At 71.1% G+C, this 23,263-nt stretch carries 41 protein-coding genes; 4 read left to right on the forward strand and 37 right to left on the reverse strand.

Going from position 1 to position 23,263, the window contains the following annotated elements; genetic code table 11:
• Nucleotides 1-23: 23 nt before the first annotated feature.
• The 16 genes from ACGFZF_RS36735 to ACGFZF_RS36810 form a co-directional block, all read right to left on the reverse strand.
• On the reverse strand, nt 24-185 hold the full coding sequence (locus ACGFZF_RS36735; RefSeq protein ID WP_393561569.1) for a hypothetical protein: 162 nt from the start codon (nt 183-185) through the stop codon (nt 24-26).
• Nucleotides 185-1,345, reverse strand: coding sequence for a hypothetical protein (locus ACGFZF_RS36740; protein ID WP_393561571.1), 1,161 nt, complete (start codon nt 1,343-1,345; stop codon nt 185-187). Before ACGFZF_RS36740 ends, ACGFZF_RS36735 begins: the two co-directional genes overlap by 1 nt.
• Nucleotides 1,338-2,147, reverse strand: coding sequence for a phage minor head protein (locus tag ACGFZF_RS36745; protein ID WP_393561573.1), 810 nt, complete (start codon nt 2,145-2,147; stop codon nt 1,338-1,340). Before ACGFZF_RS36745 ends, ACGFZF_RS36740 begins: the two co-directional genes overlap by 8 nt.
• Nucleotides 2,144-3,973, reverse strand: coding sequence for a hypothetical protein (locus ACGFZF_RS36750; protein ID WP_393561575.1), 1,830 nt, complete (start codon nt 3,971-3,973; stop codon nt 2,144-2,146). The genes ACGFZF_RS36745 and ACGFZF_RS36750 overlap by 4 nt, the downstream gene beginning before the upstream one ends.
• Nucleotides 3,973-4,263, reverse strand: a complete 291-nt coding sequence (locus ACGFZF_RS36755) for a hypothetical protein (protein WP_393561576.1) — start codon at nt 4,261-4,263, stop codon at nt 3,973-3,975. The genes ACGFZF_RS36750 and ACGFZF_RS36755 overlap by 1 nt, the downstream gene beginning before the upstream one ends.
• Nucleotides 4,264-4,273: 10 nt before the next feature.
• Nucleotides 4,274-5,716 (reverse strand): terminase large subunit domain-containing protein, encoded by a 1,443-nt coding sequence (locus tag ACGFZF_RS36760; protein ID WP_393561578.1) that lies wholly within the window; start codon nt 5,714-5,716, stop codon nt 4,274-4,276.
• Nucleotides 5,713-6,189: a hypothetical protein gene (locus ACGFZF_RS36765; protein ID WP_393561580.1), complete on the reverse strand. Its 477-nt coding sequence runs from the start codon at nt 6,187-6,189 to the stop codon at nt 5,713-5,715. The genes ACGFZF_RS36760 and ACGFZF_RS36765 overlap by 4 nt, the downstream gene beginning before the upstream one ends.
• Nucleotides 6,186-6,719: a hypothetical protein gene (locus tag ACGFZF_RS36770; protein ID WP_393561582.1), complete on the reverse strand. Its 534-nt coding sequence runs from the start codon at nt 6,717-6,719 to the stop codon at nt 6,186-6,188. Before ACGFZF_RS36770 ends, ACGFZF_RS36765 begins: the two co-directional genes overlap by 4 nt.
• A complete protein-coding gene (locus ACGFZF_RS36775; RefSeq protein ID WP_393561584.1) occupies nt 6,716-6,985 on the reverse strand; it encodes a hypothetical protein in 270 nt (89 codons plus the stop codon). Before ACGFZF_RS36775 ends, ACGFZF_RS36770 begins: the two co-directional genes overlap by 4 nt.
• Complete coding sequence (locus ACGFZF_RS36780; protein ID WP_393561586.1) at nt 6,970-8,058, reverse strand: N-acetylmuramoyl-L-alanine amidase; 1,089 nt, start codon at nt 8,056-8,058, stop codon at nt 6,970-6,972. The genes ACGFZF_RS36775 and ACGFZF_RS36780 overlap by 16 nt, the downstream gene beginning before the upstream one ends.
• Before the next feature lie 130 nt (nt 8,059-8,188).
• Entirely contained in the window at nt 8,189-8,677 is a 489-nt protein-coding gene (locus ACGFZF_RS36785; RefSeq protein WP_393561588.1) for a hypothetical protein, read from the reverse strand.
• A 199-nt stretch (nt 8,678-8,876) separates the two neighbouring features.
• Nucleotides 8,877-9,011 (reverse strand): hypothetical protein, encoded by a 135-nt coding sequence (locus tag ACGFZF_RS36790; protein WP_393561590.1) that lies wholly within the window; start codon nt 9,009-9,011, stop codon nt 8,877-8,879.
• 111 nt (nt 9,012-9,122) lie between these two features.
• Complete coding sequence (locus tag ACGFZF_RS36795; RefSeq protein ID WP_393561592.1) at nt 9,123-9,731, reverse strand: hypothetical protein; 609 nt, start codon at nt 9,729-9,731, stop codon at nt 9,123-9,125.
• Nucleotides 9,728-10,237: a hypothetical protein gene (locus ACGFZF_RS36800; protein ID WP_393561594.1), complete on the reverse strand. Its 510-nt coding sequence runs from the start codon at nt 10,235-10,237 to the stop codon at nt 9,728-9,730. Before ACGFZF_RS36800 ends, ACGFZF_RS36795 begins: the two co-directional genes overlap by 4 nt.
• On the reverse strand, nt 10,234-10,752 hold the full coding sequence (locus ACGFZF_RS36805; RefSeq protein ID WP_393561596.1) for a DeoR family transcriptional regulator: 519 nt from the start codon (nt 10,750-10,752) through the stop codon (nt 10,234-10,236). Before ACGFZF_RS36805 ends, ACGFZF_RS36800 begins: the two co-directional genes overlap by 4 nt.
• Nucleotides 10,749-11,063, reverse strand: a complete 315-nt coding sequence (locus ACGFZF_RS36810; protein ID WP_393561598.1) for a hypothetical protein — start codon at nt 11,061-11,063, stop codon at nt 10,749-10,751. The genes ACGFZF_RS36805 and ACGFZF_RS36810 overlap by 4 nt, the downstream gene beginning before the upstream one ends.
• Nucleotides 11,064-11,202: 139 nt before the next feature.
• Between ACGFZF_RS36810 and ACGFZF_RS36815 the strand changes: the two genes are divergently transcribed.
• Entirely contained in the window at nt 11,203-11,466 is a 264-nt protein-coding gene (locus tag ACGFZF_RS36815) for a hypothetical protein (RefSeq protein WP_393561600.1), read from the forward strand.
• A gap of 52 nt (nt 11,467-11,518) precedes the next feature.
• Here ACGFZF_RS36815 and ACGFZF_RS36820 read toward each other — a convergent pair whose 3' ends face one another.
• From ACGFZF_RS36820 to ACGFZF_RS36920, 21 genes are all read right to left on the reverse strand, one after another.
• Nucleotides 11,519-11,737, reverse strand: a complete 219-nt coding sequence (locus ACGFZF_RS36820; protein WP_393561602.1) for a hypothetical protein — start codon at nt 11,735-11,737, stop codon at nt 11,519-11,521.
• A 2-nt stretch (nt 11,738-11,739) separates the two neighbouring features.
• Nucleotides 11,740-12,246: a hypothetical protein gene (locus ACGFZF_RS36825; RefSeq protein WP_393561604.1), complete on the reverse strand. Its 507-nt coding sequence runs from the start codon at nt 12,244-12,246 to the stop codon at nt 11,740-11,742.
• Nucleotides 12,243-13,061: a hypothetical protein gene (locus tag ACGFZF_RS36830; protein ID WP_393561606.1), complete on the reverse strand. Its 819-nt coding sequence runs from the start codon at nt 13,059-13,061 to the stop codon at nt 12,243-12,245. The genes ACGFZF_RS36825 and ACGFZF_RS36830 overlap by 4 nt, the downstream gene beginning before the upstream one ends.
• Nucleotides 13,062-13,153: 92 nt before the next feature.
• Nucleotides 13,154-13,477 (reverse strand): hypothetical protein, encoded by a 324-nt coding sequence (locus tag ACGFZF_RS36835; protein ID WP_393561608.1) that lies wholly within the window; start codon nt 13,475-13,477, stop codon nt 13,154-13,156.
• A 50-nt stretch (nt 13,478-13,527) separates the two neighbouring features.
• Nucleotides 13,528-13,839, reverse strand: a complete 312-nt coding sequence (locus ACGFZF_RS36840; protein WP_393561610.1) for a hypothetical protein — start codon at nt 13,837-13,839, stop codon at nt 13,528-13,530.
• A 42-nt stretch (nt 13,840-13,881) separates the two neighbouring features.
• The gene (locus ACGFZF_RS36845) at nt 13,882-14,283 is read right to left on the reverse strand and encodes a hypothetical protein (RefSeq protein WP_393561612.1); all 402 of its coding nucleotides are present in this window, start codon (nt 14,281-14,283) and stop codon (nt 13,882-13,884) included.
• A gap of 53 nt (nt 14,284-14,336) precedes the next feature.
• Complete coding sequence (locus ACGFZF_RS36850) at nt 14,337-14,510, reverse strand: hypothetical protein (RefSeq protein WP_393561614.1); 174 nt, start codon at nt 14,508-14,510, stop codon at nt 14,337-14,339.
• Nucleotides 14,507-15,244 (reverse strand): ATP-binding protein, encoded by a 738-nt coding sequence (locus tag ACGFZF_RS36855; RefSeq protein ID WP_393561616.1) that lies wholly within the window; start codon nt 15,242-15,244, stop codon nt 14,507-14,509. The genes ACGFZF_RS36850 and ACGFZF_RS36855 overlap by 4 nt, the downstream gene beginning before the upstream one ends.
• On the reverse strand, nt 15,237-16,073 hold the full coding sequence (locus ACGFZF_RS36860) for a hypothetical protein (RefSeq protein ID WP_393561618.1): 837 nt from the start codon (nt 16,071-16,073) through the stop codon (nt 15,237-15,239). The genes ACGFZF_RS36855 and ACGFZF_RS36860 overlap by 8 nt, the downstream gene beginning before the upstream one ends.
• A gap of 68 nt (nt 16,074-16,141) precedes the next feature.
• A complete protein-coding gene (locus ACGFZF_RS36865; protein WP_393561620.1) occupies nt 16,142-16,501 on the reverse strand; it encodes an HU family DNA-binding protein in 360 nt (119 codons plus the stop codon).
• On the reverse strand, nt 16,498-16,638 hold the full coding sequence (locus tag ACGFZF_RS36870) for a hypothetical protein (RefSeq protein WP_393561622.1): 141 nt from the start codon (nt 16,636-16,638) through the stop codon (nt 16,498-16,500). Before ACGFZF_RS36870 ends, ACGFZF_RS36865 begins: the two co-directional genes overlap by 4 nt.
• Nucleotides 16,635-17,186, reverse strand: a complete 552-nt coding sequence (locus ACGFZF_RS36875) for a WhiB family transcriptional regulator (protein WP_393561624.1) — start codon at nt 17,184-17,186, stop codon at nt 16,635-16,637. The genes ACGFZF_RS36870 and ACGFZF_RS36875 overlap by 4 nt, the downstream gene beginning before the upstream one ends.
• A complete protein-coding gene (locus tag ACGFZF_RS36880) occupies nt 17,183-17,494 on the reverse strand; it encodes a WhiB family transcriptional regulator (RefSeq protein ID WP_393561626.1) in 312 nt (103 codons plus the stop codon). The genes ACGFZF_RS36875 and ACGFZF_RS36880 overlap by 4 nt, the downstream gene beginning before the upstream one ends.
• Nucleotides 17,491-17,703: a hypothetical protein gene (locus tag ACGFZF_RS36885; protein WP_393561628.1), complete on the reverse strand. Its 213-nt coding sequence runs from the start codon at nt 17,701-17,703 to the stop codon at nt 17,491-17,493. The genes ACGFZF_RS36880 and ACGFZF_RS36885 overlap by 4 nt, the downstream gene beginning before the upstream one ends.
• The gene (locus ACGFZF_RS36890) at nt 17,700-18,224 is read right to left on the reverse strand and encodes a hypothetical protein (protein WP_393561630.1); all 525 of its coding nucleotides are present in this window, start codon (nt 18,222-18,224) and stop codon (nt 17,700-17,702) included. Before ACGFZF_RS36890 ends, ACGFZF_RS36885 begins: the two co-directional genes overlap by 4 nt.
• Nucleotides 18,225-18,287: 63 nt before the next feature.
• Entirely contained in the window at nt 18,288-19,376 is a 1,089-nt protein-coding gene (bet, locus tag ACGFZF_RS36895) for a phage recombination protein Bet (RefSeq protein WP_393561632.1), read from the reverse strand.
• Nucleotides 19,377-19,473: 97 nt separating this feature from the next.
• A complete protein-coding gene (locus tag ACGFZF_RS36900; RefSeq protein ID WP_393561634.1) occupies nt 19,474-19,722 on the reverse strand; it encodes a hypothetical protein in 249 nt (82 codons plus the stop codon).
• On the reverse strand, nt 19,722-20,087 hold the full coding sequence (locus ACGFZF_RS36905) for a hypothetical protein (RefSeq protein ID WP_393561636.1): 366 nt from the start codon (nt 20,085-20,087) through the stop codon (nt 19,722-19,724). Before ACGFZF_RS36905 ends, ACGFZF_RS36900 begins: the two co-directional genes overlap by 1 nt.
• Nucleotides 20,084-20,521 (reverse strand): hypothetical protein, encoded by a 438-nt coding sequence (locus ACGFZF_RS36910; RefSeq protein ID WP_393561638.1) that lies wholly within the window; start codon nt 20,519-20,521, stop codon nt 20,084-20,086. The genes ACGFZF_RS36905 and ACGFZF_RS36910 overlap by 4 nt, the downstream gene beginning before the upstream one ends.
• An 82-nt stretch (nt 20,522-20,603) precedes the next feature.
• On the reverse strand, nt 20,604-20,834 hold the full coding sequence (locus tag ACGFZF_RS36915; RefSeq protein WP_393561640.1) for a helix-turn-helix domain-containing protein: 231 nt from the start codon (nt 20,832-20,834) through the stop codon (nt 20,604-20,606).
• Entirely contained in the window at nt 20,758-21,033 is a 276-nt protein-coding gene (locus ACGFZF_RS36920; protein ID WP_393561642.1) for a helix-turn-helix domain-containing protein, read from the reverse strand. The genes ACGFZF_RS36915 and ACGFZF_RS36920 overlap by 77 nt, the downstream gene beginning before the upstream one ends.
• Nucleotides 21,034-21,240: 207 nt before the next feature.
• Between ACGFZF_RS36920 and ACGFZF_RS36925 the strand changes: the two genes are divergently transcribed.
• From ACGFZF_RS36925 to ACGFZF_RS36935, 3 genes are all read left to right on the forward strand, one after another.
• Nucleotides 21,241-21,645, forward strand: a complete 405-nt coding sequence (locus tag ACGFZF_RS36925; RefSeq protein ID WP_393561644.1) for a helix-turn-helix domain-containing protein — start codon at nt 21,241-21,243, stop codon at nt 21,643-21,645.
• Between the two features lie 122 nt (nt 21,646-21,767).
• Nucleotides 21,768-21,974, forward strand: a complete 207-nt coding sequence (locus tag ACGFZF_RS36930) for a hypothetical protein (protein WP_393561646.1) — start codon at nt 21,768-21,770, stop codon at nt 21,972-21,974.
• Nucleotides 21,958-23,220 (forward strand): tyrosine-type recombinase/integrase, encoded by a 1,263-nt coding sequence (locus ACGFZF_RS36935; RefSeq protein ID WP_393561648.1) that lies wholly within the window; start codon nt 21,958-21,960, stop codon nt 23,218-23,220. The genes ACGFZF_RS36930 and ACGFZF_RS36935 overlap by 17 nt, the downstream gene beginning before the upstream one ends.
• Nucleotides 23,221-23,263: the final 43 nt, after the last annotated feature.

Here is a 23,263-nt window from a genome sequence, read left to right on the forward strand (position 1 = left end):
TGGCTTGCGGCGGCGCGCTCTTGTTACGCAGGCTTGACGGCCTTCCAGGTGCCGCCTCCGCCCTTGAGGATCTTCTGCCGGACAGCGATCAGACCGAGCTTCCCGGCGACCCGCTCGGTGCTGCCGTCGGAGTAGGTGATCAGGTAGTCCATGGCCTGCTTGCCCTTGTTGCACGCGCATCCCATCAGGCGCTCCTCTCCATGCGGGCGACGGTCCACGCCCAGCGGGCGCGCGCCGTCTCCGGGTCGGTCGTCAAAGTGAACGTGGCTTCGGGTGCCTTGGCGTCGGCCAGCTCCCCGGCCACGGGGGTGATGCCGAACGCGCCCACGAGCGCCAGCTGCTTGCCGACGCTGAAGTGGACCCGGGCCTTCGGGATGGGGAAGCCCGGGGTGTTGACCGAGCAGACGGCCACCAGCTCCAGCGCCCCGCCCACACGGCGCCAGTCCCCGGACACCGGGCTCGACTTGAACACCTCCACTGCTTCCGGCTTCGCCCCGGGAAGCATCCAGCCAGCCACCCAGATGCCGTGCTCGTCCTCCCCAGCCACGACCCGAGCCACTGCCGCGTCCACGTCGTCGTAGTGCTCCTGTGCGGCCCTGTAGGCGAGTTGCGCATCCGCGTGCCGGGGACCGGCCACGAGCGTCCCCACGGGCGTTGTGCTGCCGTCCTGGAGCTGCTGCTCCGCCACGTGGAAGTAGGCGTATCCGGCGGCGCTGGACGGGGGCGTGACGCACCCCGGCATGCCGACGTGGCAGGTCTCCCACCCGGCGATGTGGCCGAAGACCCTGCCGGTGTCCGAGACCGTGAGCGGGGTCAGGCGGTCCAGGTCCGGGCGCTGGAACCAGTCGGCGGGCGGCAGCTGGGCGGGCGCAGCAGAGGCGTACAGCCATGCGTCGTCGTACGCCACGGCAGGTTCGGGCTCGGTCATCGGCTCGGCGGGGAGCGGGTCCAGCGTGAGGGACACGTCCGGGAAAGCGGGGATGGCCACGAGGGTGGCGCCGGACACCCGCCACCGGGTGACGATCAGGTTCTCGGCGTCGTCGAGGACGTACTCCACGTCGTCCAGGTCGACGGACGGGCCGATGACCCCGGCCTCCAGCTGGTCGTAGACCTCCCACGGGGCCGAGTCGATCATGGACCCGGTGGCGACGACCATGCCGTCGGCCATGCGCAGGGTCTCGATGCGGCCCACGATCACGCTGCCGCCGTGCCCGTCGTCGCTCTCGCGCTGCCAGCTCAGCGGCAGGGGCAGGTCTCGGCTGGACCCGCCTGCGGGGTCCAGGATGCGCCTGTCTCCGGTGGGCACGCCCATGCGCGCCAGCACCGCACTCCATGTCCTAGCCATCCTGGCCACCTCTCGCGTTCTGTCTGTCGGTCCAGTCGATCTCTTCACCCAGCACCACCGGCAGCAGCGTGCAGCGGCAGTTGATGACCTCCTGCGCCGGGCCCGTTGGGTCCCCGGGGTACAGCAGCTGCGCGCCGCCCACGACGAACGGCTCCGACAACAGCGTGCGCTGCTGGTCGGCCTCCCGGTGCGTCGGCCGAGTCCTCCGATCCGCCGTCGACAGCCACACCTTGAACGGCGCGACGTCGCCGCGGGCTTGGGCGTCCAGCTCGGCCGCCCGGAACACCCCCGCGTTCACGGCCGCCAGCGTCTCCGTGCGCGCCACTGTGCGCGCCCGGTTCGGCCACCGGTCCGAACCCGAAGCCGTCAGCACCAGATCCACAGCCTGTGCAATCTCCGGGATCCCCTGCTGCTCCCGGATGCCGCGCTCCACCTCGGCGACGATCAGCCCGTACACCTCGTCCGGGGTGCCGCGCATCCGGTTCCCCGCGCGGTTCAGGTAGTCGGACACCCAGGCGTCGTCCTCGGCCGGCCCGCTCGGGCGGACGCGGCGGAACGCGGTCGTGAGGATCCCGGACACCACCGGCATCACCTCTACGTCGACCTGCTCGGTCCAGAACGGCTGGTGGTCGGACACCCGCGCCGGGTCGATCCCGCCGCCCTGCCGTACCGACGGGCGCACCCGGTCCAGGAACCGCGTCAGCGACCGGAACCACACCCGGCCTACGCGCTCCTCGCCCTGCCGGATGAACGCCTCGGCGCGCAGCCGGGCCGGCAGATGCTCGTCCGGGGGCACGGTCACCGCAGGCCCTCCAGCGCCACGTGGAGGTCCGCCACAGAGAACGGCCGGCCAGTCGCCAGGCATGCCTCGGTGTACTTGGTGAGCGTCTGGTGGAGCCGGGCGGGACGAATGCCGAACGCCTCGGCCACGCCGTCCGCGAACCGGACCTCGACCATGCCGTCCAGGCTGGTGGGCCGAATGTGCATGTACAGCTCGTGCCGCGGGGTGCCCTTGAACTGGCCGCGGTTCTGGTTGGTGAGCAGCCGCCCGCCCGCGCGGTCCAGGGCCTGGCGCACGAGGACCTCAGCGGCGGCCACCAGGCCCTCCGGTACCGCGTCAGCTTCGGGCTCCTGGGCCTGCCTGGTCGGCAGCGACCGCACAGTGTCCGGAGCCTGCGACCCTTCGATCTCCCCTGCGCCCGCGCCTGCGACACCCGCGGCCGCCGGGTCCACAGTGACCTCGATACCCAGCGCTGCCGCAACAGCCGGGTCCGCGAGCAGCGTGGGCGCGCCAGACACCCACTTCTCCAGCAGGCGCCGGGTCCGCTCCTCCGGGTCCGGCTTGGCGTCCTCGGGCAGCCCCGACTCGGCCAGCCAGTAGTCGTCCGAGATCAGGACCTTGTCGTAGGCGGACTCCAGGGTTTCGCGGTCGTCGGGGCGGGCGACGATGGCCGTCGTGTCCCAGCCCAGCTCTTTCCGTTCTGCGCCCGCGGTGTCGGTGACCCCGGCCGCGATCAGGGCGGGCCGGTACCACTCGGTGGTCAGGCCGTCGCCGATGGCCTGGAGCAGCGGCTCAATGAAGATCTTGTAGGTGGACTCCTCGACCTGCCACGCCGACCAGTGGTTCGACTCGCCCTGCGTGCCCTCGGCCACGTCCTTCGGCATGTCCAGGGTTGCGGCCAGGCGGCGCAGCGCGTCCTGCCGCAGCTCCAGTACCTGCGCGTTCATCTCGGTCGCGAAGTCGACCAGCTTGGCCATGCCATCACTGGCGATCAGGTCGCCGGGGGCGGTGACGCCGATCGGGACGACACCGGCGGCGGTGCCGGGCTGCCGGATGCCGGTCTCGGCCGCCTCCAGGAGGACGTCGAGGATCGCGGCCGTGGTGGTGTCGTGGTCGCCGAGGGGGAACTCCAGTTCCTCGGCGAGGAACAGGATGCCTGCGACGGCCAGGCGGGAGTCGAGCCGGGCCACGATGTTCTGCGACGACTTCTCAATCTCGCGGCAGATCGGCAGCGCGGGCCGCATCGCCGAGTCGGCCTTGATCGGGTCCTCCGGGTGGGGGGACCAGACGCGAAACAGCCTGGCTTCCGGCTCCAGTTCCACGTCGGCGCCGGTCAGCGGCGAGCGGTACGTCCAGCGGATGTCCGCCCCGGATCCCTTGGGCTTGACCCTGCTGGACGCCAGCACGAGCCACTCATCCGGCTGCGGTACGCCCGCCCGCGCGGGCGTCGGCCGGACGATGATCCACACCTCGCCTGCGACCTGCCAACACAGCGCCGCGACCTTCAGCAGGCTGGCCCGCTTGGCTGGCCCGCCCAGCACCTGAGCCGCGATCGCCTGCGCCCGCGCGTCATCGCTCGGCCCCGTCGGCTTCCCCGTGTCCGGGTCGATGTCGGTGGCGTGCACGTCCGCCTGGCTGACCGCGTTCGCGATCCACACCAGCGGCCCACGAACCTCGCCGATCGCATCGAAGTGATACCAGGCTTCCTTCTGCCAGGCCTCCGTCGTCTGCGGCGCGCGGGCGGACTGGGCGCGCCGGACCCCGGGGCCGGCCATCGGCTGCGCCGCGGCGACCACGGACCGTACCGCGGGCTGTGGCTCCTTGCGGCGCCTGGACAGGATGCCCATCACTCACCTTCCTTGCTGGCCAGCCACCCGGCCACGTAGCTGAATGCGAGGGCGGCGGGCGGGGCCCAGCCCCACGACCAGGCGCCGGCCCACGCGCCCGCGGCCGCCACGGCGGCGCCCGTGTAGACGGACACGCACCAGTCGCAGACGACCAGGTAGGCGAGCAGGTGCCCGTCGGGCAGGCGGGCCAGGGCCCAGTTCCGGGGTGCTTCGGTGATGCGGTCGCTGGTCACCAGCCGGGTGAGGCGGGCGACCGCGAGGGCGGCCACGGCGATCGGGATCAGTTCCATGAGGGGTCTCCTACGATGCCCGTCGCTGTTGGGCGGTCTGGCGTGCGGCCAGGGCGGGGTGGACGGCGCCTCTGCGGGTGGCGCGGTGGGGGTTGACGACGGCCCCGGCGGCGCGGTCGCGCCGCATGTGGTGGGTGACGGCGTGCACGAGGGCGTCCAGACGGTCCGGGCTGCCCGGGTCCTCTTCGGGGATCCACGTGGTGAGCTGGTCTTCCAGCTCGGGCAGGCTGCCGACATGGTGGACCTTGCCCTGCTCGTACAGCATGGAGACGGGCTGGGCGCGGAGCCGCTTGCCCTGGCTGGCGTTGACGCGGCGGACCGGGGCCGGGCCAGCGTCCTCGTCGTTGACGTCCCGCCACACGCGCTGCAGAACGGACTCGATCCAGTCCTTACCGCCGTTGTCCTCCACGACGACCTTCACGGCCTGGTACTGCTCCAGCAGCGCGAACGCGGCGCGCGCGGCCTTCTCCGGGGTCAGCTTCCGCGAGCCATCGGCCAGGACGTAGTGGTGGCGGTCCGCGGACCAGCCCGTGACGACCAGGCCAGTCTCGTCGCCCTTGCCGGTGCCGGCCGGGTCCATGCCCACGACGATGGAGACCAGCTCCGGGACGTCCTCCGGTGCGACACGGGCAGCGTCGATCAGCGCACGGGCCACGAGCGCGCCAGGCAGGTCCTCGAGGACCTCGGCGTTCAGCTCCTGGCGGCCGAGGGTGGTGCCCTCGTACTTGGCGATAACGGCCCGCTGGAAGGTGCCGGCCAGGTTGTGGAGGTTGTCGTAGGTCGAGCCGCGGACTGCCACGCAGGCGGGGTCCTTCAGCAGCTCCTTGATCAGCGGCAGGGGGCGGGGCGTGGTCGTGATGCAGATCCGGGGGTGGTCGCCCAGGCGCATGCCCATCTGCGCCATGTCCCAGGCGTCCTGCAGGTACCGCCACGATGCCAGCTCGTCGAACCAGCCGTAGTGATGCTGCGGTCCGCGCAGCCGGTCCGGCTCGTCCGCGGAGTACACGGTCTGAATGGCGCCGTTGGGGTACACCAGCTGCCGCCGGGACGGGTAGTACACGGGCCGGAACGTGGCCGGCGCGCAGGCCAGGATCCCGGACTCGCCCTGCACGAGGATGTCGCGGGCGTCCGCGGCGGTCGGGCCGATCAGCGCGCCGCGCTCCAGCGTGCGGGCCTGCTCGATGACCCACTCTGCGCCTGTCCTGGTCTTGCCCCAGCCGCGGCCTGCGAGGGCAAGCCAGGTGTCCCAGTCGTCGCTGTCGGGGGCGCGCTGGGCCGCGCGGGAGTGCGGCCCGGGGCGTCCCGGGTGCGGACGTCCGTCACAGTCGGGGCGGTCGCACAGCCACGGCACACGGCCGGACTCGCGGTCGGCCACGACCTGCTCCAGCTGGTCGACGAAGGTGCGCAGCTCGCTCGGCGGCAGGCGCTCCAGGTCGGCCCGGGTAATGGTCACGGGCTGCCCTTCTTCTCTGCGTCGTCGAGGCGGGCCAGGAGCTCGGTGGCGGTCGTGAGCAGCTCGGAGGTGCGGTCCTGGTCCTTCATCAGGAACGCGCCCTGTTGCGCCTTCACCGCGGCGGTGAACGCCTGCGTCCAGCGGACGGTCGGGTCGACGCGTTCCGTGATGAAGTCCTCGAGGCGGTCGCCGAGGTGGTCGAGCAGCTTGTCGGCCAGGTCGATGTGCTTCTCGCGGACCGAGGCCAGCTGGTTGGCGTGGCCGTCGGTCTCCGCGCGGGCCATGAACTGGTCGTAGGCGACTGTGCGGGCCACCCAGTCGTGCTGTGTGCACCACCTGTGGATAAGCGCTGTGGACCGCTTGAGGGACTCGGCGACCTTGTTGGTCGAACGGAGGTTCATGTACTCGCGGAACGCCGCGTAGGCCTGCGGGCTCTCCTTCTCCCGGCGGACCCACACGTACTGGTCGGTCATGGATCCCTCCTGCACATGAAGTAGTCCTTGCCTGCCACCTGGACGGTCTCGCCGGTGTAGCCGACGGGGCACGCCTCGGCGGGCTCGCCCTTGTCGCCCTGCGGGCCGGTCGGTCCCTGCGGTCCCGGGGGGCCGGACGGTCCGGATGGTCCGGGCGGGCCGGCCTCGCCCTTGCTGCCGTCCGCGCCGTCCTTGCCGTTGGTGCCGGGCGCCCCGGTGGGGCCGGGCGAGCCGTCGGCCCCGTCCTTGCCGTCCTTACCGTCGGCGCCCCTGTCACCGGCCGGGCCCTCCGGTCCTGTTGGGCCAGGCGGTCCGGTCTGCCCGTCCTGGCCCGTGTCGCCCTTGGGGCCGGCCACCGGAGTTCCGCCGAGCGACCGCACCTGCTGAGACAGGGCGGCCACCTGGCGGTCCCGGTCGGCCAGGCGGTCGGCCGTGGCGAACCGGTCCGCCACCCCGGCGCCGATCGCGAGGGCAAGCAGGATGACGAGCAGAGCCCATCGCACGTTGTCGAGCCGAGCGCTCAGCTTCACGGCCGCACCCCCATGGCGTAGGCCACCAGGACCACCAGCAGAGGGAACACGAACAGGGTGACGACGTTGCGCACCCGCTCCCGGTCCTTCTGCTCCAGTGCCGTCAGACGCTCCTTCACGCGGACCAGCTCCGCCTCGTGAAGCTCCCGGACCACGAAGGCGTCCTGGCCTGCCCGGATCGCCTGGACCTCGGCTTGGATGTCGCGAATGATTTCACTGGTGCTCGGCTCCTCCAGCCCCACACCAGGGCCTAAGCGTTCGGCCACGTCTTGAGGTTCGCGCGGGCGAACGTCAGGGTGACGGGGGTCTCCTGCAGATTCCTCACGCGGAGCACGAGACGCTGGCCGACAGACCCGGTGAGGGAGATCGCCTGCTGCAGCGGGGCCGCCCCCTCGCCGCCGACGCCGACGACCACGTGCGCGTCACCGGTGCCCACGAGGGTTCCGCTGCCGTCCTCCTCCGAGGCGTAGACCTCGACGCCCTCGCCCTCGTTCAGGCCGCTTATCCCGACCGTGACGGTGCCGGTGTACTGGGCGTTCGTCAGCATGGTCTTGCCGCCGTCGCCGTGCTGGTTGCCGGGGTCGCTGTTCTCCTGCGGCCAGTACACGGCCACGACGGCGCCGGGGAGCAGCTGCGTGTCGTCGTGGCGGGTGAGGACCAGGGGGGTCGGCATGTCGTCGTCCTGTTCGTCGGTGGGGTTCCATGACGCGGAGTGCGCCAAGCGGTTGGCGATGCGGGTACGGAGCACCGGCATCGAGACAACGTTGTCGGGGCCTCGCGGGTCGGACTTCCAGTCGGACCATTCGAGGTGGCCGATGGTCGACTTGTGGCCCCAGTCGTGGGCGCGGCTGATGGCAGCCGACACGCGGACCATCGCCTCCACCTGGACGGCGGGCCACGGGTCCACCCCGTTGCCGAGGTTCTCGCACTCGAACCCGTAGAAGTGCGGGTTGCCGTCGACCGCGCCCGCGCTGCCCTGGTGCTGGTGCGGCTCCGGGGGGCGGACGTTGTACCGCTCGTCGATGACGGCCTGCAGCACGTTCGGGTCGCCGCCGCCCGCGTGGTTGGCGCGCCCGTTGCCCACCAGGTGCACGCTGCCGTCGCGGCGGATGACGCCGTGACAGAGAGGGCCGGGCAGGTCCTCCAGGCCGTCGAAGCACATCCGGACGGCGTTGACCTTGGGGCCGGTGACCGTGTGGTGGAGCATCACCCCGTTGACGGGACCCCACGCGCCCATGCGGTTGCGGTTGTTCGTCCGCCACCCGTCGACCTCAACCACCTTGACGCCCTCGGCCCGTAGCGCTGCCACGAGCCTGCTGGCTGTGAGTGGTGTCGCCATTGCGTGTCGTCCCCTTTCGCTGCGTCTGCTTTCCAGCATATGCAGCGAGGCCCCAGCCGGGGGGATCGCTGGGGCCTCGGGTTCTACAACGGAGCATGCCCACTGTAGGGGTGGGCTGCCGCGGTGATGGCTAGTTGCGGCGCTTGAGTGGCTCGCAGCCGCTGATGCTCACCACGCCGTCCTCGGCGGTGAGGGTGATGATGACCCGCTCGTCCTTGTTGCCGGTCTTCCACTGCGGCATGACGCCCTTGGCGGTGGGCGCGGTGGTGATGGAGCAGAGTTCGAAGATGCCGGCCTGCGCGCCGGTGCTGACGTAGGTGCCGGCCGGGATGTCCTCGCCGACCATGTAGTCCCCGTCGCCGTACCCGGCCGCGGTCGCCTTGGGGGCGGCCTTGGTAGGTGCGTCGGCGGCCTGGGTCGAGGGGCGCGCCGCCGCGGTGCGGGTCGGCTTGGCGTCCACCCTGTCGCCGCCGTCGTCACCGACCGAGGCGATGGCGCCGAGGAGGACCAGGCCGCCGACGATGCTGCCGAGGGTGATGGCGACCACGGCGCCGGTGCTCATGCCCTTCTTCGGTGGGGGTGGTCCGTAGGGCCCGTAGTAGGGCGGCGGCTGGTTCATGGTGTTGTCCCCTTGGTGCGTCCCTGTGGTCGGGCGACGGTATCGCGCGGCTCGGTGGTGGGGGGGTAGGAACGGGGAAGCCCCACCGGGCGCTGTTCCGGTGGGGCTTGGGTCCTCCGTCCGGGGTCTGAGGCGCAGCGGGCCTCAGCGGAGCGGATGTGTTGTGTCCACGGTAGCGGTGGGGTGTGACAGCGGGGGCTCAGCAGTCGCAGTTGTCGGTCTTCTGGAGGCAGTCCCAACAGCGGGGGCAGTCGCATCCGCATGCGCAGTCGGCGTGCTCGGAGCTGGTGCCGTGGCAGTAGCAGCCGGACTCTCCGCAGGGTTCGTTGTTCATGGTGGTCATCCTTCCGTATCAGGGGTGTCCGCAGGCGGGCTTGGTCCACCAGCCGCAGGCGGCGCAGTAGTCGGCGCGGAGGGCGGTCAACAGGCGCTGGATCATGGGTGCTCACCTCCCCGCAGCCGTGATGCGGTGGTGGCGGGATGCCTCGGCGGGGGTGTGGACGACGGTCCCGGCCTGGCCGATGGCCTCCACACGCAACCCCTCCCCGCCCCCCTCCCCCTGGCCGTTGTTGGCGTTGGCGTTGGCGCCTGACCTGCACAAACAACGCCCGGAAGGGGCTCGGTCAAGAGGGGGGAAGTCGTCGTGATGGACGCCCGGCCCGTTCTTCCTGCCCGCTCGGACACCCGCCCGGACGGGGACGCCGGCATCGTCGAGGAGCGCGCGCACGGCCTTCGTGTCCGGCAGCCCGGTGGCGTCCTGGAGCTGGGTGAGGCGGACATGCTGCCCGCCCTCGCCCAGATGGTGGAGCACGGCCACGATGTCGACGGGATCAAGCTCGTCAGGCTCGGTCGCATCACTTTCGCGGCGCCGCGAAAGTGATGCGCGGACCTTGCCGACGCCGATGGTGACGAGCGCGCCGGCCACCGTGTAGCCCACCTCGGGCACCGCGTAGACGACGCCCCCCGCGGCCGCCGCAGCGGCGACCAGGACGCAGCCGCCGGCCAGCTTGGACGGCTGCTCCTCGGCCTCCGGGGCCTGCTCGGCGGTGGTCATCCGATCGCCCCGTACAGAGCGCCGCCAGCCCAGTTCGCAGCCTGCGCCAACGGGACACCGGCGAACCCTGCGATGCCCGCGCTGGTGCCCAGGCAGATGCCGCACCAGGCGCCCAGCTTGATGTCCTGGCCGTAGCGGGTGGCCTTGACCGCGGTGACGACGGCGACGGTGGCGAGGAGGACGACGGCGCCGCCGGTCTGGGTGAGCGGCAGGTACGTGGCGGCGCGGCTGGTACGGCCGGCCTGCCCGCCGACGCCCCAGACGAGGGCGACGTCACCCAACCAGTTGGAGATCCACAGGGTGGTGTCGGCGATCCAGCCGATCAGGCCGCCGACGGTGAGGATGGCGAGGGTGCCGTAGGCCCATGCGGCGAGGAACGGGAGCAGCCGGCCGAGGTGGCCGATGGCCGCGGACTGGAGGCTCTTGGCGCCGGGCCACCAGAGGATGGCGTAGCGGATCAGGATGGCGAGGCCGATGGTGACCCCGCCGAGGGTGGCCCAGATCATGTGTGGTCTCCCTCGGTGGCGCACTGTGCGTCGGCTGCGTCGGGTGCGTCGGCCTGGGTGCGTCGGGCGAATGGGTAGTAGTCGGCGAATGCGTCGGCCTGCCGCTTCAGCTGCGTCGCTGCGTCGCGGAGCTGTGCGTACCAGCGCGCCGCGGTGGCGGGGTCGGTCATGACGTAGGCGGGCCGGAGAGCGGCGCACGCGGTGGCTGCGTCGTGGGCGTGGCGCACGGCTGCGTCGGTGTGCGTCGCCCGGGTGGCCAGGCGGTCGGCGAGGAGGGCGGCGCGCGTCGGTGCGGGTGCGTCAGGGTGCGTCGCGGGTGCGTCGCCCTCGGTGGCGCAGGGTGCGTCGGTCTGCGTCGGGGTTGCGTCGGCCTGCTGCGCCAGGTGCGCCAGGTCGCGGCGCACCGTGGCCTCCGCAACACCCAGCTGCGCCGCGATGCGCCGGTTCGACTCACCGTCCTGCGCCAGGCTCGCGACGCGGCTGCGTCGTTCAGCCAGCTCGGTAGGCGTCGTCACCGGCTGCTCCCGGTGGGGCGGATGACGATGGCGTACTCGCCGCGCGTCTGCTGCGGCCGCGGGTGCGGCATGGCCGCGAGGAGCGCGGCCTCCAGCGCGTCGGCGTACTGCGTGTCCCAGCGGGCGTGGGTCACGGCGTAGTTGCGGGCGAGGTACTTGCGGGACGCCTCGATCATCGTGTCGGCCGGGCGGGTGCGGGTCAGGTACGTGGCGAGGCGGGTCAGCAGTAAGCGGGCGGTGGCGCGGATGTCGTCGTCGCGGCACTGGCGCAGGGCTTCGTCCTGCTGGGTGGCGTGGGTACGCTCGGGCATGGCCGGCTCCTGGTAGCTCAGGGGTTGGCTGGCCCCAGACCGGTGTGTGGAAGCCCGGTCCGGGGCCGTTCTGCTGGTGCTGAATTGAGCGTAGCGACTTCCTAGGCAAATGCCTAGTAGGTCAGGAAGAATGGTGCCCATGCCCGTAGCCGAGGAAGGGGGGCCCGACATGGTGTCGTTCCGCGAGTTGGCGCGCCGGCTGGTTGAGGACGGGGTGGTCTCGTCGATGAGCAATCAGCGGGTGTCGCAGCTGGCGCGGGAGGATCCGGACTTCCCGCCGGTGGTGCCGGTCGGCCGGTCGAAGGCGGTGGACTACCGTCTGGCGCGCCCGTACTTCGCGGGGCGGAAGTCTCGGCAGGGGCAGCGCACGGATCTGAAGGGCCGGCCGTCGGCTGCCGAGTAGCTGCGCACGTGAGCCCCCGTCCAACAGGGCGGGGGCTCCGGCATGTTCGGGGTCAGGCAGGCCAGCGCTCGGGCGGTTCAACGATGAGGGGCGCCTCACGTTCCTCACGGACCAGCCCGCTGAACACCTCGTAGCGGATGACGCTGTCGCTGCCGCGCCGTACCACGCGGATGATCCCGTAGGAGGGGACGGTCTTCGGGTCGATGCCGTTGGCGGTGAGCCACTCGCAGATGGCGAGGCGGCGCTCGTCACTGGGGCCGAGGACGCCCATGGTCAGTTCTCCTTCGTGGTGCGTCGGCGTGCGAGGGCGGCGCGGATCTCGTCGGCGAGAGCGCACCCAGCGCAAGTGAGGTTCACCCCAAGGCAGTCGTGACCGCCCTGGATCGGATACTTGTGGGTGATGTCGGTGAGGCTGAGGTATTGGCGGAGCAGCGCCTCGTGGCGGTCGGCGCGTTGCCGCTGCTCGTACCACTGGTCGGCGGTGGGTGAGCAGTCGCCTCGGCCGCAGTGTCCGCAGTAGCCGGAGGTGATGGTCTTGAGGGCCGTGAGCTCGGCTTCGGCCTGTTCGGCGCGGGCGCAGTGGTGGGCGACACCCTGGCGGAGGCGTGCGGTTTCGTCGGGGGTGAGGCCGTGGGGGGTGCGGTCGGCGAGGTTGAGCAGCTGCTCCGCGGTGGGGAGGGTCATCGGGCTTCTCCGGGTTCGGTTGGCCCAGATGCCGGTGGGGAGGCCGGTGAGGGTGGGGTCGAGGGCGATGTACAGGACGGCGGCCAGGACGGTCACGGGGTGGCCTCGTCGGCCATGCGGCGGAGGTGGGCGCGCACGTTCTGGACGGTAAGCCCGTCGGGGAAGTAGGCGGCGCTGAGACCGTCGGCGGCTTCGCGGAGGATGGCGGCCCGGTAGGCGTCGAGAGCGTCGCGCACTTCGGCGGGCGACCAGGCGGTCATGCTCCCGCGGTCGGTGCGAATCATGATCTCCAGGCGTCTGCGAGGGGCCATCTCGCGTCGCCCTTCGGCGGGCGCGGCCAGCTGCCCGACGGCGGGGGGCCCCGCGAAGCAGCTGCCGCTACAAGCTCCGGGGGAGATGCACTCCGGGCATCCTTCGATCGGCTGCTCGACGACCGGCCCGTCGGGGCCAGCGAGGTCGTTGCGGAGCGGGGTCGGGTCGTCGGCGGTGGTCGGGTCGGCGGTGGCGACCTTGCAGCAGCGGCCGTTGGGCGGGCACGGGCACTCGCCTGCGTAGCTTGCAGGGTGGCAAGCGGCGGCCCGGTCGGCGCCCTGGCGGGGCCACGTCTGTGCGTAGCCGACGCAGGGGCAGTGGGCGCAGGCGGAGTTGTGCCTGTCGCGGGGGTGTCCGCAAGCGCACACGTCGGGCTGTCCGGTGGCCTGGCGGGCGGCGTCCCGGGTGCGGCGGGTCTCGCTGACGGTGGGGCAGAAGATCTCCTCCGCCGTGCGCAGGATCTCCAGGAGTCGGCGGGTGGCGTCGAAGTGCTCGGGGTCATCGGCCAGGTCGTCGAGGACGTCGGACACCTCGTTGCTGGCGATCTCGATGTGGATGCGCTGCTCGCCGTCGATGCGGTTCATGTAGATGCGGTCCATGACGGTGGTCTCCGGTCGTGTGGTGGGATGGGGGTTGGGCCGTCCCGGCCGATAGGTGCGGCCGGGACGGCTGCCGTACATCACGAGGCGGGTCAGGCGTTGGGGTGCTGGCCGCCGGCTTCGCGGAGCTGCCGCATGAGGTCCTCCATCCCGGCGGGCCCCAGCAGGTTGGCCACGGTCATGGAGTTGCGCGTCCAGTCGACGAGCGGGGCCGCCTGCCCAGCTGCACTGTTGGCCTCCGCCTCCGTTCTGAACGAGGCCAGGGCGGGGCCGCCGTGGTGGGCGAGGATCCATCGGTACGGCGAGCCAGTGCTGACATCGGCGGGGATTTGGTAGACGCGCAGGCCAGGGCTCGGCTCGGTCGCGTCGACGGTGAGGGGGCCGGCCGAGGTGTGGACGGTGTGAGGCTGGGTCACGGTGTCGGGTCTCCTGTGTGGGTGGCGGTGGAACCGGATCAGGCGGCGGGTCAGCTGACGTCGGGGACGACGAACCAGCCGGGCTCGAACCCGCTGGTGACGCCGAGCCGGTTGGCTGCCTCGGTCAGCGCCGTGTTCCACGCATCGATCTCGGGGCGGTCGAACGAGTCGGGCTTGACCTTGCGGTGGTCGCCGAGCCGGACCTTGGTGCACTCGGTGACGAGGAACGTCATGTCGCGGTCGTAGCCGCCTGCGAGTAGGAAGCCGACGCCCTCGGGGAAGGGGGTCTCTTCGAGGAGGTCGATGTCGGTGGTGGGGATCTGGAAGCCGTAGGCGAGGTAGGTGCTGTGGGACATGCCCATGGGGTGGGTCCTTTCGCGCGGGTTGGGTGGAACCGGATGCGGTCAGGCGGGCTGCTGGTCGTCGAGGAGCGGCTCCCAGACGAGGCGGAGGTGGGTGGCCTTCCTGGTGAGCCATTCGCGGATGGCAGGCTCTTCGGCCTCGGTGACGGGGCATTCGGTGGAGCGGAGGATGGCTTTGCGCTGGAGGACCCAGAAGACCTGGAGCGTGTTCGGTGGGACGTCCTCGCCGTAGGGCTCGTAGTCGGTGGGGTCGGGGCGCTGCCAGTCCCAGCGGAAGACGAGGTTGTAGTCGTCGTCGAGGTCGCCCCACTCCTGGTGGAAGTCGGTCCAGGAGGCGTAGGTGAGGTGCTGGCCGTTCTTGTAGTAGTTGCCCTCCTGGCAGTAGTAGGGGTGGTCGATGGCCCAGAGGGGCTTCTGGCTGTCGGCGGTGGTGGTGTCGGGCATGTCGCTCCTTAGGCGGCGGGGGTGCCGGTGGTGGGTGGTGCCCAACGTTTGGGCTACTGGTGGGGTGGGGTGGGGTGGGTGTTGGGGGTGATGGTCCAGCCGTCGCCGAGGAGGTATTCGCCTATGCGTTCGATTGCTCCGTCGGGGGTCTGCTGCTCGGTGGGGGTGGTGAGGCGGTAGTCGTCGAGGCCGGCGGCCATGACGGCGCGGGCGGCGTCGGGGATCATGCGACGCTCCTTCGGCGGTCGGGGCCGGTCATGGCGACGACGGCGGTGTCTTGGGAGAGGCGGGAAACGATGCGTTCGCCTAGGGCGGTGATGAGGTCGGGCCCGTGGCGCTGGCCTTTCTCGTCGCGCGAGTCGGTGGGGAGGTTGGAGGTGTAGGCGGTGGGGCGGCAGGCGTTGTACCGCTCGTTGATCAGCCGGTAGGTGATCTCTTCGGTCCACTCGGTGGCCTTGGCGGAGCCGAGGTCGTCGAGGAGGAGGAGCGGTACGCGGCAGAGGCGGCGGAGTTCTTCTTCGGCGCCTCGGGCGGATCCGTTGGGGCGGAGGAGGCCGTACATGTCGGCGGCGGTGATGGCGCGGATCTCGTAGCTGCGGGGGCCAGCTTCGGCGATGCGGCGGAACGCGCCGTACGCCTCGTGGGTCTTGCCGGTGCCGGTGGTGCCGGTGAGGAGGATGCTTCCGGCGGTGGTGGGGTCTTCGGCGACGCGGTCGGCCCAGGCCTGTACGTCGGGGTGGGTGGTGGTGGCGTTGCGGTAGCGCGGGGGGACGGCGGTGTTCCACCGGTCCAGGGCCCAGTCGGCGCGCTGGCGGCGGTGGTACTCGGGGTGGCCGGGCTCGTCGGGGGTGGGGCCGTCTTCGACGGGGCCGCCGGGGATCTGGTTGAGGCCGCGGGCGGCGAGGCCGGCGTTAAGGCGGGCCATGGCGGCGGCGTTGTCGAGGTGGATGGGTTCAGTCATGGCCAAATCCCCTCTCGTAGACGGACGGGTCGGTGGGGTTGGTGTAGGGCTGCCAGCCGCCGGCGACGGCGCGGAGCGGCGGGCGGGGGGCGTCTGCGGTGGGGAGGGGCGGGAGTTCGGCCCAGCCCGCCAGGAAGTACCGGGCGGATTCGACGTCGATGCGGGCGGCGACCTTGGCGGCGTGGTCGGTCATGGCTTGGACGCCAGACTTTTTGATCAGCGCCAGGAGGGGGAACCACTCGTTGCCGGTGAAGGGCCAGCGGACGTTGACGTTGGCGAGGGAGAGGGCGTCAACGAGGGGGCGGGCTTCTGCCGGGATGCCGTAGTCGGCTGCTCCTGCTTGCTGGTACTCAACGGAACTCTTGGAACTACTGGAACTACTGAGGGCAGCTCCTGCCCTACCCAAGGGCAGCTCCTGCCCTACCGGTAGGGCATCTCCCGCCCTAGCCTGGGGCAGCTCCTGCCCTACCTCGGGTTCGGGTAGGGCAGCTCCTGCCCTACCTTCGGCGGGGTCTTCGTCCGGCACGACGGCTGTGCGCGGGACCAGAATGCGGTACTTCGTCGTCTCGCCCTCGGCCCTCGCTTTGGCTACCGGAGGGCGGCTGCGCTTGACCCAGCCGCCCTTCTCCAGGGAGTCGAGGTGTGTGCGGACGGTGGCCCGGGACAGGCCGGTTGCCCTCTCAAGTGTGGTGAGGGACGGCTGGTAGCGGTCGGGGATGATGCCGGTTCGGGCGTCCGCCCATGTGGCGATGGTGAGGGCCAGGTGCCGAGAGGGCGGCTTGAGTTCGCTGGCGCGGATTGCCCGCTCGTACTCGAACCGGCTCGGCATGTGCGGCTTCTTCCTGCTCGGTGGTGGTGGGGCGGTGCCCGGGGCGCGGCGGCCCCGGGCGGGCGCGGTCAGGCGGTCTTCGCGGTCTTCGGCTTCTTGCGGATCGACGCCACGGCCGGGTTTTCGGCGGCGACCAGGGCGCGGAGACGGTCGGAGGGACGGAAGCGCAGCTCCTGCCGGGCCGGGATGGTCATCGCGGTGTTGGTCTGCGGGTTGCGGGCGGTCCTGGCCTCGCTGTGGACGGGGATCCAGGTGCCGAAGTTGGTGATGGCGACGGGGTGGCCGGCGACGACGGCGCGCGTGATGATGCCGAGGACGGTGTGCACGATGGCGGTGCCCTCCTCCTTGTTGATGCCGAGTTCGATGGCGACGGCTTCGCCGAGGAGGCGGGTGTTCAGGCGGCCGGTGATGTGGGCGATGGTGCTCATGGGTTCTGTCCGTCCTGATCGGTGGTGGTGCGGGGCTTGGGGGCGTGGGTGGTGCAGCGCCAGCCGCAGGGGTAGAGGCGGGCCGGGCCGGTGTGCTCGGGCTGGGGGACGTCACACACCGGCTCGGGACGGTTCATGCGGCGACGGTGGAGCCGGTGGTGCGGAGCCGCCGGTCGGCCGCAGCGTTCGCGTACCGGCAGGCATCGCAGGCGGGCTCCCCGTTCCGGCGGTGCTTCTGGTAACCGCGGCGCGTGCCGCAGGCCACGGGGCTCTTGGCCTTGGCGCGTGACGCCCTTCGCTTCGCGTTGCCTGCGGCGCGGCAGGCGTCGTCGATGGGCTCCTTGCGGCGCAGGTGCCGCTCGTAGGCGGTCGTGGTGCCGCAGGGGGCGAGCGGCTTTCCGCCGGTGTTCGGCCGTGGGGCGCTGGCCGGAGTGCCGGCGCGGGCCTTGGCGCGCACCTGCCGGGCCAGGCCGCTACGTTCCTTCGGGTTCAGGCCGCCGCGGATGCCGGCCCGCCTGGTGGAGTCGCCGACCTCCTCTGCCATGGCGGCGTCGAGGCACTCTGTGCGTACGGGGCAGCCGAGGCAGTAGCCCTTGGCGGTATTGGCGTCGGGTCCGGCTTCGGCGTCGAACAGGTGGGCCAGGCCCTGGCAGGCGGCGGCGAGCCGCCAGTCGGTGGTGGTCATGCGGCTTCTCCGTTCTGGGCGCCTCGGACGCGGATGACGTCGCGGGCCCGGCGAATGGCCTTGCGCTGGTCGCGGGTAGTGCCGCCCCAGATGCCGGTCTCGCCGTGCTCGATGGCGTACTCCAGGCGCGTGAGCCGGACTTCGCAGGCGAGGCAGACAGTCTTGGCCTGCAGGGCGGTGGCGCCGTCGCCGGCCTCGGGGAAGAAGATGGTGGGGTCGACCTGGCGGCAGAGGCCGTCGGCCTTCCAGTTGGTGCCCGCGCCCGGGAGGGGAGCCGTCATCCCGGGCGCGGGAGTCGTGGGGGTCACCAGGTCACCGGCTTGTCGGCGGCCTGGCTGGTGGCAGTGATCTCGTCGAGGCGCTTGGCGAGCTGCCGGGCGTGGGCTTCGGCGCGCTTGCGGGCGCGGATCTCGGTGTCGAGGTCGGCGAGGGCCTTGGCGAGTTCGTGGCGGAACGCGGCGCCCGCCATGTCGAGGGAGCCCTGCGCGTACCGGCGGGTGACGAACGGCCACTTCATGCCTGCTCACCTGCTTCCAGCTCGGGCAGCACCATGGCCGTGAGGGCGCCGGACTGCCACGCTTTGGCGATGACCTGCTCGCCGTCGGCGGTGACGGTCATCCGGACGTGGGCGGCGCGGCCCTGCATGGTGATGCCGGGGACGTCGTGGATCACTCCGGTCTCGGGGTCGGCCCATTCGGGCCGGCCGACGGCGCTGATCTGCTTGAGCAGCGACGTGAGCCAGGCGGGCCGGATCTCGGCGACGATGCGGGTGGTGATCTCGGACTTGGCGACCTGCCGGACCCAGGCGAGGAGCGCGGCATTGTCGGTGACGACGGCGGCGGCCTTGGGCTGGACGAGGGTGGCTTTGCCGAGGTCGCGGCCGAGGAGGTCCATGCCGATCTGCTGCGTGCCGGTCTCTGCCTTGGCGGCCTTGAGGCTGGTCTGCAGGTCGGCCTTGGCGGTCTTCAGCTCGTCGCCGATCCGGTCGTGGAGGGCGGAGAGGATGGCTGCTCGGGTGGCGAGGTCTTTGGGGTTCATGTGTTCTCCTGGGTGCGGGGCCGCCCGTACTACGGGTGCGGGCGACCCCGGCCGTGCGGTGGGTCAGGCGGCGGTGAGCTGGTTGAGCAGGCCCCAGATGGCCGTGGCGGACACGTCGGCGAGCGGGGCGCCGAGGGCCTGGTAGGCGTCGCGGTCGATGTCGTCGATGTGCTGCTCGGCGGCGAACTCGCGGAGCGCGGCGACGGCGGCGGCGTGGTCGTCGACCGGCAACTGGACGTCCTCCACCACCACGGCGTCCACAACGTCCGGCTTCGGCTTCGCGAGTTCCTTGCCGCGGGCGATCAGGTAGGTACCCAGCTCAAGGAGTTCGCGGTCGACCTTGACGGTCTCCGAGAGAAGACCTGCGGCATGCGCCTGCTTGTACAGGTCCTTGACGGCGCCCGCGTTGCTCGTCATCGTCGCCACGTCAGCCACGTCCTGGGCGGCCTGCGAGCGGCCCTTGACCGCCGGGCCCCCGGCCGGTTCGGCAGTTGCCCACGGGTCCGGATCGCCCTGCTGCACCGACTGCAGGTGCCGCTCCGGCTGCGGGTTGTCCGCCTGCGCCATCTCCTCAGCCGTATACACACCAGCCAGGTCATGCGGGAACGCCATCCGCAGGGCCAGGGCCTCGGCACACTTGGCCGTCATGGTCGCGGGCATCTTGCCCCACAGGCCAATGACCTTGTTCTCCTTGCCGCGCTGCACGTACTCCTCGTACTTCGCGACCGCCGGGAACCGCTGACCGTTCCGGACGACGACCACCTTCGCGGCGGCCGGCGGCTCGTTCTTCAGCCAGACGTCGTACCAGCGGCCGGACGCGTCGCACCACAGCGTGTCTTCGTAGCCGAGGGAGTGCCCGGCTGCGGCGACGACGCGGTGCGCGATGACGCGGTATCCGTCGATGCTGGTCTGCGGCGTGAACACCTTGCGCTTCTGCCGGTTGTCCCACCGGCCGATCAGGTAGATCTGCCGGGAGAACGGGTCCAGGCCGGTGCGCTGCGAGAGGTGCAGGAACCCGGACAGTTCGGCGCCGGTCACGTCGTTGTCGATGCCGGACTGCCGGAGGACGGCGGCCTGGTCGGGTGTCCAGGTGGTCTGGTCGGGGCGGATGGCGAGGCTGCCGCCCGTGGTGGCGGTGAGGTCGGTGGTCACAGTGCTCTCCAGATGGCGTTGCTGGCGGCGATGATCAGCGCCCAGAGGATGAGGGCGAACGGCGTGCCCCAAAGGCAGCCGCGGAGCAGGCCGGGCCTCACCGGGTCTCACCCACGTAGCGGGCGTACAGGGCGTGGCCGTACTCGGTGGGTGCGGTGCGGGTCTCGTACGCGCCGGCCGGGATGTAGTGCGGCAGGCGGTCGGCGCGGCGGATATGGCGTGCCGTGGACTCGGCGGACTGCCGGGAGTTGTAGGTACCGATCTCGATCCACACGCGGGGGTGGCGGCGACAGTCGTCGGCGCGCAGCCGGTGGTTGGCGATCGGACGTCGCTTCCAGCGGGCCATCAGTGGCCACCTCCCTGCTGGGTGGGGAGGTCGCGGGGGACGGCGTAGTCGTGGTGCAGCAGGGAGTCGTGCGGGTCTTCCTGCTGGCGGGCCGGAGCGGGCGGGGACTCGCCGTCCCCGAGGGGCCAAGCGACCGGCAGGCCGAGGCGCTGCGACAGCTGGCGCCGGGCTTCGGCGTGTCCCGACCAGCGGAAGTAGTCCGCGTCGCTGCTGCCGTGCTGGCGCAGGGTGGTGACGTACTCGGCGCGCTGGGCGCAGAAGAGGGCGACCTGCTCGGCTGCGGCTTCCAGCTCGGCGACGCGGGCCTGGAGCCGGGTCACCTCGGCGACCAGCTCGGGCACGTCCGACTGGGTCGGGGCGCTCACGACGCCTGCCTCTGCTCCGGGAAGGGACGGACCGCCAGGTACCGGCGGGTCCGAGCGTGCGACGGGTGCCGGATCGCTGCCCGGCTCGCCGGGTAGTCGTGCTCCGGCGACGACACGACCTGACCGAGCGACTCGGCCAGGCAGTAGCCCGTCACCTTGATCGTCACGTCCCGCCACACGGCGGTCAGCTGCACCGAGGCCAGCTCACGGCCATCGTGCCGGTAGCACAGCTCGGACGGCTCGCCGCCCAGAGCCGCCGCATACCGGGCCACGACCGCCCGCATGTCGACGGTGTCGTTGTGGGCCACGCCGTGTAGTACGCCGGCCGCGTCGATTCGCCAGTCGATGACCGGGAGAGACGGGTTCTCCGTCAGCAGCTGGACGAGCGCCGTAGCGGCACTGCTCTGACTCTGGTTGGGGGTACCGTTGTTCACGGTGGTTCGCTCCTTTGATGGGTAGTGCGGGTGCCATGGGGTCGCTCGGACCGTGCAGGGTCCTGGCGGCCCCGTTCGCATGTCAGGCCGCGGCACGCTGCGCGAGCGGGTCGGCCTGCTCACGGGCGGCCAGCCACGCCATGACGGCGGTGCGGGGGTACAGCACGTCGCGGCCGGCGCGGAATCCCCGCGGGCCGATGCCGCGGTGCCGCATCTGCCGCACGGCGTGCGGGGTCTTACGGATGTGCGCCGCGACTTCCTTCGTCGTCATCAGTTCCGGCGCGTCGGTGGTCGTCGCCACTGTCGTCTCCATTCGTTTCCGGTATGAGGTCGCCGATGTCGCACTTCAGATGGGTGGCGATGAGAGCGAGAGCCTCGGGCTGTGGGTCCGTTACCTCTCGCTCGATGCGGGAGAGGTGCGATGCGGAGATCCCCGCAGCCTTTGCGAACCGGCGTAGACCCTGCCCACTCGTTTCGCGTAGCTGCCGGATCTTCGGTCCGTCGGCCTTCATGACGGAGACGATACGCAACGAAGCGCAGGGATGCAAGCGGATGCGTTGGGACACGTCGAGAGAAGTCACGGTCCGTAGACGGTTGGCGAGTTTCTGGTCAACCTCGGGGGTCGCTATCGCGTGCCGGGCAGCGTGCCCTTACTCTGTTGCGGAACGTTGCGTGACGTTGCATGCATGCGACACAGACAGGGAGAGGGGCCACCCCCCATGAACCGTGACCCAGGAGCCTGGGCCCGGCTCGGCCACGCCCTCCGCGCTGCCCGCGAGCACCGCGGCCTGACGCAGGCGGAGCTCGGCGCCCTCGCCGACGTCTCCGCCCGCAGCGTCCAAGATGCAGAAGCCGGCACTGTGCCCAAGGCCCGCATGCCCTACACCCTCGGCCGCATCGCGTCCGCTCTCGAATGGCCCCCCGGGTCGATCGAAGACGTCCTCGGTGGCGGCGGAGTCCCCGGCGGTTGGGCCGAGACGTCGGTCCAGAAGCAGGTGGATGAAGAGCGCCTTGGTCAGATCCTGACCAGCTCGATGGTCCACAACATCGCTGCGACAACGGAGGAGATCGCCAACGCGACAGCGGCCGCGTTGGACGCTTTGCGTCGAGAGGGTTTGATCTGAAGACGTTTTGCATACAACTTTCACCCGTACGTGCGTACGGATAGCAACCAAGTGGTCACACGGCATATGCTCCCGGGACCCGGAGTCACCCACTCCGGCCGCCTACGTACGGGGGTTGCCGCATGCCCGAGAAGCCCGCAGTGATCACCGCTAACCTCGGGCCGAAGGTCGCTGCTTTCACCACCAGCATTCACGGCAAGCCCGCAGCCGTCGTCAACGAGTTGGCCGCGCGCAACCCTGAACTCCGACACCAGGCCGTGTGTGCCCTCCTCGGCGTAGGGCTGGACGCCGGCCTGATCCTCGGAGCACTGCATGGGGTACGTCGCTGACCGCTGGCACAAGAGCCGCCCGGCCCCGGGCGATGCCCAGTGCGGCGAGCACAAGGGCCTAGTCGCCTCCGCCGCCCACGGCAAGGGGAAGCGCTGGCAGGCCCGTTACGACGACCCCAACGGCACCGAGGTCACGTCACTGTGGAAGACGAAGGCCGAGGCCGAGGCCGAGATCGTCAAGCAGGAGGCCGCCAAGCAGTCCGGGTCGTGGCTCGACCCGAAGGCCGGCCGTGTCACCGTCGAGCGGTTCGCGTTCGACACCTGGCTCCCCTCGCTGAACATCAACGAGCGCAGCCGCGTCGAATACGAAGGCGTCCTCAACCGCTACCTGATCCCCGAGTGGGGCAACCGGGAGATCCGCTCCATCCGCCCGTCCGAGGCCGGCGCCTGGCAGCAACTCCTCACCAGCAAGTACAAGCTGAAGGGGACTTACCCGAATCGCGTGTCGAGGTACGTGCGCGGCATCTTCCGCCTGGCAGTCATCGACCGCGTCATCCCTCTCTCTCCGTTCGAGCAGATCCCCGCGCCTCCGGCGGACGAACGCGCGGCCCAGCCGCCGGACATCACCGGGGTCCGCGAGCTGGTGGCGGCCGCCTACCACCCACGCTGGGCGGCGATGATCGCACTCAACGCGCTGACCGGCCTGCGCTCCGGAGAGATCCGCGGACTCCGCCTGGACCGCATCGACTTCCTGCGCCGCACCATGCTCGTGGACCAGCAGCTGGTGTACGAGAAGCGGAAGGGCATGTACTTCGACGAACTGAAGACGGGCGCCGGCCTACGTACCCTGCCGCTGACCAAGCGCGCCGTTGACCTGCTGGCCGCCTACGTCCACGCGAACCCGCCCCGCGGCGAGGGGCCTGGCGAGGGCCTCGTGTTCGTCATGGCGGACGGCGGGCTCATCGGTGAGTCGACGCTCGACTACGCGCTGAAGTCCATCTGCAAGAAGGCGAAGGCGCCCGCGCGGCACTGGCACGAGTTGCGGCACCACTACGCCTCGGTGCTCATCGCGGGCGGCGAGAACCCGAAGGTGGTGCAGAAGAGGTTGGGTCACCGGGACGTCATGACGACGCTGCGGACGTACGCGCACCTGTTCGCGGAGGCGGAGGAGAAGACGCGCGACGTTCTGGATGCGGCGTGGGCGGAGCCGGGTGAGACTGTCGCGGAGGAGGGATCTCCGCAGCAGGGCGGAACGATTCCGGAATCCCGGAGGTCTCAGGGTGTGTTGCGGCAGGTCAGTGGCTAGTCCGGGACATCACGCCTGGATGTTCCAGGCGGAAAGCGCCTGA

It is taken from the genome of Streptomyces sp. NPDC048338, assembly GCF_043201055.1.
Classification (GTDB): domain Bacteria; phylum Actinomycetota; class Actinomycetes; order Streptomycetales; family Streptomycetaceae; genus Streptomyces.